Genomic DNA, 14,351 nt, shown 5'->3' with positions numbered 1-14,351 from the left:
ACCAGACATGACCGTGAAATCGTCCCGCCGCTCATTCCTGAAGGCCAGCGCCGCCGCCGCGACCGCCTCGGCCGCAGGTATTACGCTGCCCAATGGCGCAATCGCACAACCCAAAGCCCCTGACATCCGTTGGGACAAAGCCGCTTGCCGCTTCTGCGGCACCGGTTGTTCCGTGCTTGTGGGCGTGAAAGATGGCCGCGTTGTGGCCACCCAGGGCGACCCGGAAGCCCCGGTGAACCGTGGTTTGAACTGCATCAAGGGCTATTTCCTGTCCAAGATCATGTATGGATCGGACCGTCTGACCCAGCCGCTTTTGCGCAAGTCCAATGGCGTTTATGACAAAAACGGCGACTTCGAGCCGGTCAGCTGGGACGAAGCCTTCGACGTGATGGCCGAGAAGTGGAAACAGACCATCAAGGACAAAGGCCCGACTGCCGTGTCCATGTTTGGCTCTGGCCAGTGGACCGTCTGGGAAGGCTATGCCGCTGCCAAGTTCATGAAAGCCGGTCTGCGGTCAAACAACATCGACCCGAACGCGCGTCACTGTATGGCCTCCGCGGTGGCCTCGTTCATCCGCACCTTTGGCATCGACGAGCCGATGGGCTGCTATGATGACCTTGAACACGCCGACACGTTTGTCCTTTGGGGATCGAACATGGCCGAGATGCACCCGATCCTGTGGTCGCGTCTGACCGACACCCGCCTGACCAAGCCGGGCGCAGAAGTGCATGTTCTGTCGACTTTCGAGCACCGCTCGTTTGAACTGGCGGATAACGGCATGATCTTCGCACCGCAGACCGACCTGGCGATCCTGAACTACATCGCCAACTACATTATCGAAAATGATGCGGTGAACTGGGACTTCGTTGAGAAGAACACCCATTTCAAACGCACCAACACCGATATCGGTTACGGGTTGCGTCCCGAGCATGCTCTGGAACAAGCCGCTGAAAACCCCGCTCACAACGGCACGCACGGCAAACTGTCGGACATGACGTTCGAGGAATACAAAGAAGCGGTTGCGCCTTACACCGCCGAATATGTGTCCGAGCTGTCTGGCGTTCCGGTCGCGAAACTGGAAGCGCTGGCCAAGCAATATGCCGACCCGAACCGCAAGGTGATGAGCCTGTGGACCATGGGCTTCAACCAGCACACACGTGGATCGTGGGTGAACTCGCTCATGTACAACGTGCACCTGCTGGTGGGCAAAATCTCGGAACCGGGTAACTCGCCCTTCTCGCTGACCGGCCAGCCGTCTGCCTGTGGTACGGCGCGCGAAGTGGGCACCTTTGCTCACCGTCTGCCCGCTGACATGGTGGTCATGAAAGAAGAGCACCGCGACATCTGCGAAAAAGCATGGGGCATTCCGAAAGGCACCATCCCCGGCAAGCCCGGCTTCCACGCCGTGCTGCAGCACCGCAAGCTGAAAGACGGCGACCTGAACTGCCACTGGGTGCAGTGCACCAACAACATGCAGGCCGCGCCGAACATGAACGAAGAAGGGCTGCCGGGCTATCGCAACCCTGACAACTTCATCACCGTGTCTGACCCTTACCCGACCGTTACCGCGCTGTCCGCTGACCTGATCCTGCCCACCGCCATGTGGGTCGAGAAGGAAGGCGCTTATGGCAACGCAGAACGCCGCACGCAGTTTTGGCGTCAGCAGGTGGATGCACCGGGCGAAGCCATGTCGGACGTGTGGCAGGTGATGGAGTTCTCAAAACGCTTCACCACGGACGAGGTTTGGCCGGCCGAGCTTCTGGACACCATGCCAGAGCTGAAAGGCAAGACACTGTTCGAAGTGCTTTATGAAAACGGCAAGGTCAACAAATACCCGCTTTCGGAAACGGCTGAAGGCTTCAACAACGTGGAATCGAAAGAGTTCGGCTTCTACGTGCAGAAAGGCCTGTTCGAAGAATATGCCGAGTTCGGTCGTGGCCACGCGCACGATCTGGCGGATTTCGACACCTACCACCAGGCCCGCGGTCTGCGCTGGCCCGTGGTGGACGGCAAGGAAACGCTCTATCGCTTCCGCGAAGGTTATGACCCCTACGTGAAAGAAGGCGAGGGCGTGAAGTTCTACGGCAAGCCCGATGGCAAGGCCAACATCATCTTTGCGCCTTACGAACCCGCCGCTGAAAGCCCGGATGCTGAATACGATCTGTGGTTTGTCACCGGTCGCGTGTTGGAGCATTGGCATTCAGGCTCGATGACCCGCCGCGTGCCCGAACTGCACCGGTCCTTCCCGTCTGCCGTGGTGTTCATGCACCCCGAAGACGCCAAGGATCGTGGCCTGAAGCGCGGGCAAGAGATCCAGGTCTCGACCCGTCGCGGCGAGGTTCTGTCGCGCGTCGAAACCCGTGGCCGCAACAAGATGCCGCGTGGTGTCGTGTTCATGCCGTGGTTCGACGAAGGCCAGCTGACCAACAAGCTGACACTGGACGCAACTTGCCCGATTTCCAAGGAAACGGACTTCAAGAAATGCGCCTGTAAAGTCGAACGCGCCTAAGCGCTGAACGGAAGAAAGCAAACACCATGTCCGCCGCCCCGAAACGCAAAACCTCGCCGACCAGCCGTCGCCGCTTCCTTCAGGATGCGGCGCGGGCGGCGGGGGCTTGCGCGGTGGCGGGCATGGCTCTGAGCAAACTCGCAACGGATGCGCGCGCTCTCCCTGCGCAAGCCATTCGTCCCCCGGGCGCCTTGCCCGAGGAGGATTTTCTGGCGGCGTGCATTCGTTGCGGGCTTTGTGCGCGCGATTGTCCCTATGACACGCTGAAGCTGGCCGAGCTTGGGATCGAAGGTCCCGCAACCGGCACCCCATTCTTTACCGCCCGCGACGTGCCTTGCGAGATGTGCGATGACATTCCCTGTGTCGTGGCGTGCCCCACCGGCGCGCTCGATCACGGGCTGACCAATATTGACGACGCCGACATGGGCCTTGCCGTGCTGATCGACGAGGAACATTGCCTCAATGCCCTCGGTCTGCGCTGCGACGTGTGCTATCGCGTCTGCCCGGTGATCGACAAAGCGATCACGCTGGAGCGGCGTCACAACGAACGCTCGGGTCACCATGCGATTTTCATGCCCATCGTGCATTCGGATCACTGCACCGGCTGCGGCAAATGCGAGAAGTCCTGCGTGTTGCCGGGCGAAAGTGCGATCAAGGTGCTGCCGCGCCGTGTCGCGATGGCCGAGGCCGCAGATCACTACAAACTTGGCTGGGAAGATCGCAACCCGCTGGTGGATGACCTGATCGACCTGCCCGATCGCCTGCCCGGACCGGGCACCGATAACCTTGTCGCCCCCGGCGGATACTTGCCTGAAGGCCTGCCTGATCCCTCGATGGATGGTGGTTTCACGCCAAGCTTTGGACTTCCAGGAACAGGGGGGGCAGGGCAATGAGCCAATCCACAACCCTTCCTGTCGGGCGCGAAGCTATTGACGAAAAAGGCTGGTGGCTGGCCCACCGGTTCCTGATCCTGCGGCGTGTGACCCAAGTGGGTTTCCTTGTCCTTTTCTTGCTTGGCCCTTGGTTCGGCATCTGGTGGGTGAAGGGCAATCTGGCCGGATCGCTGACCTTCGACATATTACCACTCACCGATCCCTTCGTTCTGGTGCAGGGCATCGTCGCCCAACACTGGCCCGAAACCACCGCCATCCTTGGCGCGCTGATCGTCGGCGTGGCTTACGCCCTAATCGGTGGCCGCGTCTATTGCAGCTGGGTCTGCCCGATCAATCCTGTGACCGATGCCGCCCATTGGCTGCACGACCGTCTGGGCCTGTCAAAAGGCTGGCAGCCCAAGAAAAACACGCGTTTTTGGGTCCTGGGCATGGTTCTTGCCGTGTCCGCGCTCACCGGCACCATCGCATGGGAGGTCGTGAACCCGATCTCGATGCTGCACCGGGGTCTGATCTTCGGCATGGGGTTCGCGTGGACCTTCGTCCTTGCCGTGTTCCTTTTTGACCTCGTCGTATCGCGGCGCGGTTGGTGCGGACATCTCTGCCCGGTCGGCGCATTCTATGGACTGCTTGGCACCCACTCGATCCTTCGGGTCAGCGCCGTGAAACGCGCGGATTGCGACGACTGCATGGACTGCTTCGCCGTTTGCCCGGAAATGCAGGTGATCACCCCCGCGCTTCGCGGCGCGGATGAGGACACGCCGATCATCCTGTCGCCGGATTGCACCAATTGCGGCCGCTGCATCGATGTCTGCGCGCCCGACGTCTTTAAATTCACCACCCGGTTCGATGAGACCCCCGCGCCAGCCCGCGCGGCACGCCGGAACAAACACCGTCAACCCGAGGCCAGTCGCGCGGCCTGAGACAAATACGGGAGATGCCCAAATGAAAAAGAACCTTCTGATCAGTGCCATCGTCGCCCCGACGCTTCTGGCCACCTTCGCTTTCGCGCAAAGCGCGGATGGCGTCAGCTCGCTTCGGACCAATGATGTGTCTGAACCTGCTGTCGTCGAGGATGTGTTTCACCAAGACGAAAGCCGCTTCACGCGCAACTACCGTCAACAGCCCCCGTTGGTGCCACACTCGATCGACCAATACCAGATCGACCTGAAGGCCAACCGCTGCCTGTCGTGCCATGACTGGACCGTGGCCGGTGAACGCAAGGCGCCGACCCTGTCGATGACCCACTATCAGGACCGCGATGGCAACCAGCTTGATGTGGTCGCCGGCACGCGTTGGTTCTGCAACCAGTGCCACGTGCCGCAGGCCGATGCGCCGGCACTGGTGGACAATACTTTTGAAGCCTCGAACTGAGGCGGGATGAATACGCGAAAGGAACAGGGACATGTCTAAAGAAAATCCCGGCTTTATCCGTCGCTTCTGGGCGCGCTTCTGGACGCCTTCTGGTGTCTCGCTTGGCACGCTTCTGATCGGGGGCTTCATTGTTGGTGTGGTTTTCTGGGGCGGCTTCAACTGGGCGCTTGAGATGACCAACAAAGAGAAGTTCTGCATTTCTTGCCACGAGATGGCAGAAAACCCCTATGCCGAATATCAAGGCTCGGTTCACCAAAACAACAGCTCTGGCGTGCGCGCCACCTGTCCGGATTGCCACGTGCCCAAAGATTGGGGCCCGAAGATCGTGCGCAAGATCCAGGCCTCGAAAGAGCTTTATGGCCATTTTGTCACCCGTGTGATCTGGACGCCGGAAAAATACGAAGACCACCGTATCGATATGGCGGCCCGCGAATGGGCGCGGATGAAATCCACCGACAGCAAGGAATGCCGCAACTGTCACAGCTTTGACTTCATGGATTTCACCCAGCAGGAAAACCGTGCGGCGGACAACCACCAGATCGCGTTGGATGAAGGGAAAACCTGCATCGATTGCCACCAAGGTATCGCGCATGATCTGCCCGAAGGGTGGCAGGATCGCTATGAAGAGATCTCTGATCAGCTGGCCGCCGATGGCAATCTGCCGCTTGGCAATGGCCGCGTCGTGGCCGATGCAAAAGTCGAACTGGAAGGCTATCTGACCGGTCAGAATTGATCGTTGTCACGGCGGGCCAAGCCTTGGCTGTGGCCCGCCTGTTCCACGCTTGAAAAGGCTACGGATATGAAGCTTGGATATACGATTGCACCGGGGCGTGGGCAAACCAACCTGCTTCTTGCCGAGGCTGCAAAGACACTCGCCAGCCATGGGAAGAAGGTTGTGGGCACGGTGCAGACCGACACGGCCCGGATCGATACGCATCATTGCGATATGGATGTGACGCTGCTGCAATCAGGCAGGGTGATCCGCATATCTCAGTCCCTTGGGGCCGGATCGCGTGGTTGCCGTCTGAACCCGGCGGCGCTGGAAGAGGCCGTGGCTGAAACCGAGGCCGCTTTGGTAAATGGCGCGGACCTTCTCTTGGTGAACAAGTTTGGCAAGCACGAAGCCGAAGGGCGTGGCTTTCGCGGTGTCATCGCCGAGGCGCTGGCACTTGATGTGCCTGTGCTCGTCGGGGTGAACAAGCTTAACCACGCGGCGTTTCTATCCTTTTGTGAAGGTCAGGCAGAGCGTGTCCCCGCCAGTCGCGCTGCGCTGAAAGCCTGGCTTGATTGCCAATTGGGCCTCTCGGTACTGACCTGATACAGGCAACGCTTACCTTTGCTGAGACAGCGCCAGCACCAGCTCGCGCACGCGTTCGGCGTTGTCGCGGGCCACGCGCCCATCAGCATGTTGGCGAGAGTTCTCAAAACCGATCCGGCATTTGCCACCGTTGCGCGCCGCGCGCAGCAGCGATGGGGTTTCGTTTTGGCCAAAGGCGCAGACGGCCCAATCGGGTTTGATCGCATGTCGAGCCATCCAGGCCAGAAACCGATCAAGCGCAGCCGGGTCGGCGTTCTGATCCGCGCTATAGCGTCCAAGGACAAACAAAAGCTGCAGCTCTTCGTCCCCAAACATGTGTTCGGGCAAGGATTTAACCAGCAGATCGGCATCTTCCACATCATAAAGGATATGCTGCAGCGCAATGCCGCGCGCCGCGCATTCTTCATAAAAGTCCCGCGTGGTGGAAAGGCTGTCGCGCCGCAATTCGCGCACCGAAGCAGACACAAGCGTGGTGCCGCTGTTCAGGGCGATTTGGCGTTGATGGTCGGGGTCGTATTGGCCCACGGCTTCGGTGGTGATCTGTACCGGGAAACCGGGAAGCTCGGTCGCAAATTGCGCCACCGCCTCGCGATAGGCCCCGGCATCCAGAAGATGCCCGCCATCTTTGTCACGCAAGTGAAGGTGAATGCCGTCTGCGCCATCCGCGCGACAGGTCAGCGCCGTCGTGATCAGCTCTGCCAATGTGATTGGCAGGGCAGGGTGGTCAGCCTTCGTCAGCCGCGCGCCATTCGGGGCAACCATGACGTGAGGCAGCGGTGTATCAGAGCTCACAGAACCTTCTCCAGCGCGGTCGAGAGCTTGTCGCCCAACTCGTCAATCTGGTCGGGCGTGATGATAAAGGGCGGGGCCAGAAGGATGTGATCCCCGCGCTGCCCATCGATTGTGCCATTCATCGGATAGCAAATCAGCCCGGCCTCTAACGCGGCGGCCTTGAGTTTCTTGGCGATCTGGCGACTGGGGTCAAAAGGCGCTTTGGTTTCGCGATTTTCGACAAGTTCCAACCCGCGAAACATGCCGCGGCCCCGAATGTCACCGATATGGGGGTGCTGGCCGAAACGGGCGGCAAGCGTGGTTTGCAGCACGTCGCCCATCTGCGCCGATCGGGCAACCATCCCGCCCTCTGTCAGTTTCTTCACAACCGCGTCCGCCGCAGCCGCCGCGATGGGATGCCCGATATAGGTGTGACCATGCTGAAAAAACCCTGACCCCTGCGCGATGGCGTCATAGATTTGGCCAGTGCACAGCATGGCTCCGATGGGCTGGTACCCCGCGCCCAGCCCTTTTGCGATCGTGATCATATCGGGGGCAACGCCATCCTGTTCGCAGGCGAACAGAGTGCCGGTGCGCCCCATGCCACACATGACTTCATCCAAGATCAACAGCACGCCATAACGATCGCAAATCTCGCGGATGCGCTTGAAATAGCCTTTCGCGGCGGGCACGGCCCCGGCGGTGGCGCCGACAACCGGCTCGGCCAGGAAACCGATCACGTTTTCGGGGCCCTGTCGCAGGATTTCGGCTTCCAGTTCATTGGCGGCACGCAGCCCATAGGCCTCTTCGCTTTCACCCTCTTCGCGCAGGCGATACTCATAGCACGGGTCAATATGGCTGGCGGATACCATCACCGGATCAAAGGGCGCACGCCGCCACATGTTGCCACCGGTCCCAAGCGCGCCCAGCGTATTGCCGTGATAGCTTTGCTTGCGGGCGATGAATTTGGTGCGGCTCGGTTGTCCGATCTCGATCATATACTGGCGGGCAAGTTTCAGCGCGCTTTCCACCGCTTCGGACCCGCCCGAGACCAGATAAACCCGGTCGATTCCTTTTGGTGCATGTGAAACGAGTCGCTCTGCAAGCCGTTCTGCCGGGGCGGATGTCAGGAATCCGGTGTGGGCAAAGGCCAGTTGGTCCAATTGGTCCTTGATGGCTTGGGTGACGTCGGCATCTGAATGTCCAAGGCAGGAAACCGCCGCCCCACCTGATCCATCGAGATATTGCTTTCCCTTTGAATCATATATATAAATTCCATCCCCGCGCGCGGCGATTTCCGGGGTTGATTTGCAGTGACGTGGAAAGATATGAGACATGGTTCAGGACCGCATTCCAGAGGTTGACGACCAATTGGCCGGGTAATTTTCTTTCGTTACTGAAACACATGAATCAAAAATTGACAACGTGTGAAACAAAGTGAACACTCTTTGTGAATACGTGAGCTGCCAGGGGGCCACTTGTCGCACGCATTTGAAAAACGATTGACGGACCACTACGGCGATCTGTCTGAAACCCTGCAAAGGGCGGCGGATTTCCTGCGCGCGCATCCGGTCGAGGTCGCCACACGCCCCCTGAGGCAGGTGGCGGCGGATTGCGAGGTTTCTCCGGCGGCGTTTTCCCGGCTTGCACGTGCATTGAACTACGCGGATTTTGCGGAAATTCGCGACGAGCTGCGCCAAAGCATCGGCCGCAGGGTCAATAATTTCGCGGACCGCGCGCAACGCCTGCAGGAAGATCATGCCGATGATCATGCAGGGCATAAATCTGGTTTTTTCAACGCCCATCTTGCCGCCTGTCTGGGCAATCTGCAGAGCTTCTCGGACACTGTGGATCACGAGGTTCTGGACGCGGCCGTCAGTCGCATCGGCGATGCGCGCAACGTGGTGCTTTTGGGGGCGTTGGGGTCCACGGGGGTTGTTGAATACCTGGCCTATATGGCCAGCCTTTGCGCCGGGAACTGGTCGATGGCCAGTCGGATGGGCGCATCATTGGGGGGCGGGTTGACCGGGATCGATGCGCGTGATGCTTTGATCATCGTGACCAAACCCCCCTTTGCCGAACGGTCCATTCGCGCCGCTGAGATGGCGCGCGAAAAAGGGGCGTATGTGGTGGTCATCACCGATACGCTGGGCTGTCCTGCACTGAAACATGCATCGGCGTCTTTTGTGGTTCCCACAGAAAGCCCGCATTTCTATTCGTCCTATGTGGTTACCGTCTTTCTTGTCGAAACGCTGATTGGCCTGTTGGTCAGCCGCTCGGGCAAGGGTGCAAGGGACCGCATATCCGAGGTCGAACGAGCCAACCGTATTCTGGCGGAAGTCTGGGACGGTTGAACACAGGTCATCGAACGAAAAACAAAGGGAGTATGTTATGTTCGAGAAGTTTAAATTCGCCGCCGCTGGGTGCGTTGCTGCCACGATGTTGGCACCGGTCGCCCACGCCGAGGAATTCATCACCATCGGCACCGGCGGTGTGACGGGTGTGTATTACCCGACAGGCGGCGCGATCTGTCGTCTGGTGAACAAGGGCCGCAAAGAGCACGGTGTGCGCTGCTCGGTCGAATCGACCGGCGGGTCGGTTTACAACATCAACACCATTCGCGAAGGCGAACTGGAATTTGGTGTGGCCCAGTCGGACTGGCAGTACCACGCCTATAACGGCACCTCGAAGTTCGAAGATGCCGGCAAGTTCGAAGGCCTGCGCGCTGTCTTTTCGGTGCACCCAGAGCCCTTCACCGTCGTTGCCCGTGCAGATAGCGGCATCAAGACGTTCGAAGACCTGAAAGGCAAACGCGTCAATATCGGCAACCCCGGTTCCGGTCAGCGCGGCACCATGGAAGTTCTGATGGAAGCGCTGGGCTGGACCTCGGCAGACTTCGCTCTGGCGACCGAGCTGAAAGCCTCGGAACAGTCGGCGGCTCTGTGCGACAACCAGATCGACGCGATGGTCTACACCGTTGGTCACCCCTCGGGTTCGATCCAGGAAGCCACCACGGCCTGCGATTCGGTTCTGGTTGAAGTGTCGGGCGACGCGGTTGCCAAACTGGTCGAAGACAACTCGTTCTACCGTACCGCCACCATCCCCGGCGGCATGTATCGCGGCAATGACGCGGACACCGCGACCTTTGGTGTGGGCGCGACCTTCGTGAGCTCGGACAAAGTGTCGGAAGACGCTGTCTATGCGGTTGTTTCGTCGGTGATGAACAACATCGAAGACTTCAAAGGCCTGCACCCTGCTTTCGCCAATCTTGACCCGAAAGAGATGGCATCGGCTGGTCTGTCGGCACCTCTGCACCCCGGTGCGGCGAAGTATTACAAAGAAAAAGGCCTGATCGAATAATCGGTCCTGTCTGACAAGACGATCCGGGGGTGGGTGACTGCCCCCGGATCATATGTGAACCGACGCAAAGATCGGGCGCATGGAAGAATTGACAAGTGAGTGCTGCCCACCCGCAGCCGAGGGAGAAAGAAATGTCCAACACAGAAGACAAGGCGCTGTCCGAGGCCGAGCTTCAGGAGCTTGTGGCCGCAAGTGACACTGGCGCGCGCAGTCCGAAAGGCTCTGTCGGGTTGATGATCGCGGCGGTGGCCCTGATCTGGTCCGTGTTCCAGGTGCTGCTGGCCTCGCCCGTTGCGCCCTATATCCTGCCCGGAGACCTGATCAACAACTCGCGCCAGATTCATCTGGCTTTCGCGATTTTCCTGGCGGCCATGGCCTATCCGCTGTTCAAATCCAGCCCGCGTGATCACATCCCGTGGTACGACTGGGTGCTGGGCATCGGCGGCGCGTTTTTGGCGATGTATGGCTATTTCATGTATGACAAGATCGTCGCGAATGGCGGTCTGGCGGATCAGACGGACGCTTATGTGGCGCTGGCGGGTCTGGCCTTTTTGTTCATCGCGGCCTACCGCACCCTTGGCCCCGTCATGGTGGCGCTGGCCATTGTCTTCCTGTTTTACGTCTTTTTCGGGTCATCCGAGGTTGTGCCAGACCAGATCCGCTGGGCGGGCGCGAGCTTGCGCAAAGCCATGAGCCATATGTGGATCACGTCTGAAGGTGTCTTTGGCATCGCGCTGGGCGTGTCGACCAAGTTCGTCTTCCTCTTCGTGCTGTTCGGTGCGCTTCTGGATCGCGCAGGCGCGGGCAACTACTTTATCAAGATGGCGTTTGGAGCGCTGGGCCACCTGCGTGGGGGTCCCGCAAAGGCTGCTGTTGTTGGCTCTGCCGCAACGGGCCTGATTTCTGGGTCGTCGATTGCGAACGTGGTCACAACCGGCACCTTCACCATCCCGCTGATGAAGCGTGTTGGCTTCTCGGCAGAGAAAGCCGGATCGGTCGAGGTCGCCTCTTCCGTGAACGGCCAAATCATGCCCCCCGTCATGGGCGCAGCCGCGTTCCTGATGGTGGAATATGTGGGCATCTCCTATGTCGAGGTGATCACCCACGCCTTCCTGCCCGCGATTATTTCCTACATCGCGCTGGTCTATATTGTACATCTTGAGGCGGTGAAGAACCGCATGCCGACCATCGGCAACAAGGTCGTATCAATGGGCAAAACCATCGGCGGCATGTTCCTGTTCTTCGCAGGTTTCGCGGGGCTGTGCTATGCCACGCAATATCCCGTTGGCTGGATTGTTTCGCTGTTCCCGGCAGGTTCTGGCTGGGTGCTCTCGATCCTGCTTTTCGCGATCTATATCGCGCTCATCTATCTGGCCGCTCAGGTGCCGGACCTGGAACCCGATGATCCAAACGCCGAGGTGGTCGAGCTGCCCGACGTGGCCAAAATCTACAAGTCGGGCCTTTACTATCTGCTGCCGATCATCGTTCTGGTCTACTTCCTGATGATCGAACGCAAATCCCCGGGCCTGTCGGCCTTCTGGGCGACCTTCCTGCTCTTCGGGATTCTGCTGACACAGAAATCGCTGAAGGCCTTCTTCCGGGGCGAAGACAGCCCGGCCGCGCGTTTGCGTGACGGCGTGGTCGACCTTGTAGAAGGCATGATCGACGGCGCGCGCAACATGATCGGGATCGGTCTGGCCACGGCCACGGCAGGTATCATCGTGGGCACGGTATCGCTGACCGGGATCGGTCAGGTGATGGCGGATTTCGTCGAGTTCCTGTCCGGCGGCAACCTGATCCTGATGCTGGTCTTCGTGGCCATCCTGTCCTTGATCCTTGGGATGGGCCTGCCGACCACGGCGAACTACATCGTTGTGTCCTCGTTGATGGTCAGTGTGGTGGTTGAACTGGGCGCACAATCGGGCCTTGTTGTGCCGCTGATCGCTGTGCACCTGTTTGTCTTCTACTTCGGGATCATGGCGGATGTGACGCCCCCTGTGGGGCTTGCAAGCTTCGCGGCGGCGGCTGTGTCAGGTGGGGACGCGATCCGCACCGGGTTCACGGCGTTCTTCTATTCGCTCAGAACCGTGGCCCTGCCTTTCGTGTTCATCTTCAACACCGACCTTCTGTTGATTGACGTGACACTGACGCAAGGCATCATGGTCTTCATCGTCTCGACCATCGGTATCCTGGTCTTTACGGCTGGCACCATGGGGTTCTTCCTGACGAAATCGCGCATCTGGGAAACGGTGGCCCTTCTGGTCATTGCCTTTGCGCTGTTCCGTCCGGGGTTCTTCATGAACCAGATCCAACCGCCGTTCACGCAAATCGCACCGGCTGGGGTCGAACAGGCCATCGGGGACGCCGAGCCGGGTGATACGTTGCGCATGGTCATCTCGGGGCCGGATTTCGACACGCTTGAGGTGAAAGACCTGACCGTTGTGGTCGAGGTGCCTGACGCAGAAACCGGTGCAGCACGTCTGGAGGCATCCGGCATCATGTTGATGCCTGAAGGCGAGGTGATGCGCATCGACGAACCGATGTTCGGCACACCCTTGTCAGACAAGCTGTCGACCTTCGATTTCTACGGAGATGATCCGGTGCAAATCGCGGCCGTACAGGCGCCCTCCGATCAGATGCCAAAGGAACTGATCTTCATTCCCGCGTTGTTGCTTTTGGGCCTTATCGCCTTTGTGCAATCGCGTCGGGCCAAAGACGAAGACCCTATTGAAGGAGTGGTGGCATGACCAAGACCATTCTCTGCGCCGTAGATATCAACCGGCCTGAAGACGAAGCACATGTTCTGAAAACCGCGGCCAAATTGGCCGCGATGGAGGACGCGCAGCTTGATGTGATCACCGTCATGCCCGATTTCGGGATGAGCATCGTCGGGGCGTATTTTCAGGATCATCACGTGAAATCCGCACAGGATGATGCGGGGGTGGCGCTGAAAGCCCTGACGGCGGATGCCATTGGGGACGCGGATGAGGCTGTGCGCCATATCGTGTCGTCGGGCACGGTATATGAAGAGGTGCTGAAAGCTGCTGACATTGGCAAAGCGGACCTGATCGTGATCGGTGCTCACCGCCCTGATCTGAAGGACTATCTGCTGGGTCCAAACGCCGCGCGCGTGGTGCGCCATTCCAAATGCTCGGTCTACGTGGTGCGCCGCTAGGGCAATCACGACAGCTACATGATCGCACCCGGCCTCTGTCCAGTGGCCGGGTGTTTTCTTTTGCGGAATGCGACAATCGCAGGGGTTGAAACCCCTGCCTGAAACCATGACATTTCAGATAGGGAATGGCGCCGATAGCTCCGTCCATTCCGAACCGACAGGCTGAACCCACAGGCTGAACCCACACGCTGAACCCTTGGAGGCCAGCATGCGTGCCAAAACCGGTCAGGACCATGTCCTTTATAGGATGCAGGATATCTGGAAGAGCTTCCGCACATCCTCGGTCGAGGTGCACGCCCTGCGGGGTGTCACGGCTGATCTGCCTGCGGGCGAGTTCGTGGTGCTTTTGGGCGCGTCCGGCTCGGGCAAATCCACCCTTCTGAACATTCTGGGCGGGCTGGACACGGCCACGTCGGGTCAGGCGTGGTTTCAGGGTCAGGAATTGACCGCGATGAGCGAACGCGAGCTGACCCGCTATCGGCGTGATCATGTGGGCTTTGTCTTTCAGTTCTACAATCTTGTGCCGTCGCTGACCGCGCGCGAAAACGTGGCGCTGGTCACCGAGATTTCGCGTGATCCGATGCCCCCCGAAGAGGCGCTGGAGCGCGTTGGGCTGGGCTACCGCATGGACCACTTCCCGGCCGAGATGTCGGGGGGCGAACAGCAGCGCGTCGCCATCGCCCGCGCCATTGCCAAGCGGCCCGAGGTGCTTTTGTGCGACGAACCCACAGGCGCGCTGGACAGTAAGACCGGCGTGCAGGTGCTGGAGGCGCTGGAGCAGATCAACGCAGAGCTTGGCACCTCGACCATCGTGATCACCCATAATGCGGGTATTCAGGCGATGGCGCATCGCGTGGTGCAGTTGGCGGATGGCAACATCTCGGGAATCCGTGAAAACGCGACCCGGATCGATCCGTCGCAGATCGTCTGGTAGGCCTTGATGCGGGCGCTGGA

13 protein-coding genes are annotated in these 14,351 nt (G+C 59.6%); 11 read left to right on the top strand and 2 right to left on the bottom strand.

Annotation, left to right across the window (positions count from 1 at the left end):
• Positions 1-7 precede the first annotated feature (7 nt).
• From napA to ACRY08_RS05895, 6 genes are all read left to right on the top strand, one after another.
• Entirely contained in the window at positions 8-2,509 is a 2,502-nt protein-coding gene (napA, locus tag ACRY08_RS05920; RefSeq protein ID WP_432448969.1) for a nitrate reductase catalytic subunit NapA, read from the top strand.
• Positions 2,510-2,535: 26 nt separating this feature from the next.
• Positions 2,536-3,402: a ferredoxin-type protein NapG gene (gene napG, locus ACRY08_RS05915; protein ID WP_432448968.1), complete on the top strand. Its 867-nt coding sequence runs from the start codon at positions 2,536-2,538 to the stop codon at positions 3,400-3,402.
• Positions 3,399-4,322, top strand: a complete 924-nt coding sequence (napH, locus tag ACRY08_RS05910; protein ID WP_432448967.1) for a quinol dehydrogenase ferredoxin subunit NapH — start codon at positions 3,399-3,401, stop codon at positions 4,320-4,322. Before napG ends, napH begins: the two co-directional genes overlap by 4 nt.
• A gap of 22 nt (positions 4,323-4,344) precedes the next feature.
• A complete protein-coding gene (locus tag ACRY08_RS05905; protein WP_432448966.1) occupies positions 4,345-4,773 on the top strand; it encodes a nitrate reductase cytochrome c-type subunit in 429 nt (142 codons plus the stop codon).
• Positions 4,774-4,804: 31 nt separating this feature from the next.
• A complete protein-coding gene (locus ACRY08_RS05900; protein WP_432448965.1) occupies positions 4,805-5,506 on the top strand; it encodes a NapC/NirT family cytochrome c in 702 nt (233 codons plus the stop codon).
• A 66-nt stretch (positions 5,507-5,572) separates the two neighbouring features.
• Positions 5,573-6,091 carry a DUF2478 domain-containing protein gene (locus tag ACRY08_RS05895; RefSeq protein WP_432448964.1) on the top strand — a complete coding sequence of 173 codons (519 nt, stop codon included), beginning with the start codon at positions 5,573-5,575 and terminating at the stop codon, positions 6,089-6,091.
• A gap of 12 nt (positions 6,092-6,103) precedes the next feature.
• Here the strand turns inward: ACRY08_RS05895 and ACRY08_RS05890 are convergent, their stop codons facing one another.
• Together ACRY08_RS05890 and ACRY08_RS05885 are read right to left on the bottom strand one after the other, a co-directional pair.
• The gene (locus ACRY08_RS05890) at positions 6,104-6,883 is read right to left on the bottom strand and encodes a 3-keto-5-aminohexanoate cleavage protein (RefSeq protein WP_432448963.1); all 780 of its coding nucleotides are present in this window, start codon (positions 6,881-6,883) and stop codon (positions 6,104-6,106) included.
• Complete coding sequence (locus ACRY08_RS05885; protein WP_432448962.1) at positions 6,880-8,199, bottom strand: aspartate aminotransferase family protein; 1,320 nt, start codon at positions 8,197-8,199, stop codon at positions 6,880-6,882. The genes ACRY08_RS05890 and ACRY08_RS05885 overlap by 4 nt, the downstream gene beginning before the upstream one ends.
• Positions 8,200-8,340: 141 nt before the next feature.
• Here ACRY08_RS05885 and ACRY08_RS05880 point away from each other — a divergent pair, with 141 nt between their 5' ends.
• The 5 genes from ACRY08_RS05880 (at position 8,341) to ACRY08_RS05860 (ending at position 14,331) form a co-directional block, all read left to right on the top strand.
• The gene (locus tag ACRY08_RS05880) at positions 8,341-9,216 is read left to right on the top strand and encodes a MurR/RpiR family transcriptional regulator (protein ID WP_432448960.1); all 876 of its coding nucleotides are present in this window, start codon (positions 8,341-8,343) and stop codon (positions 9,214-9,216) included.
• A 37-nt stretch (positions 9,217-9,253) separates the two neighbouring features.
• Positions 9,254-10,222 carry a TAXI family TRAP transporter solute-binding subunit gene (locus ACRY08_RS05875; RefSeq protein WP_432448959.1) on the top strand — a complete coding sequence of 323 codons (969 nt, stop codon included), beginning with the start codon at positions 9,254-9,256 and terminating at the stop codon, positions 10,220-10,222.
• A gap of 131 nt (positions 10,223-10,353) precedes the next feature.
• Positions 10,354-12,969, top strand: coding sequence for a TRAP transporter permease (locus ACRY08_RS05870; protein ID WP_432448958.1), 2,616 nt, complete (start codon positions 10,354-10,356; stop codon positions 12,967-12,969).
• On the top strand, positions 12,966-13,397 hold the full coding sequence (locus ACRY08_RS05865; RefSeq protein WP_432448957.1) for a universal stress protein: 432 nt from the start codon (positions 12,966-12,968) through the stop codon (positions 13,395-13,397). Before ACRY08_RS05870 ends, ACRY08_RS05865 begins: the two co-directional genes overlap by 4 nt.
• Before the next feature lie 208 nt (positions 13,398-13,605).
• Positions 13,606-14,331, top strand: a complete 726-nt coding sequence (locus ACRY08_RS05860; protein WP_432448956.1) for an ABC transporter ATP-binding protein — start codon at positions 13,606-13,608, stop codon at positions 14,329-14,331.
• Positions 14,332-14,351: the final 20 nt, after the last annotated feature.

The organism is Aliiroseovarius marinus (assembly GCF_050881025.1).
Lineage (GTDB): Bacteria > Pseudomonadota > Alphaproteobacteria > Rhodobacterales > Rhodobacteraceae > Aliiroseovarius > Aliiroseovarius marinus_A.
The sequence above is the reverse complement of the archived record's forward strand: the minus strand, read 5'-3'. Positions and strand labels throughout refer to the sequence as shown.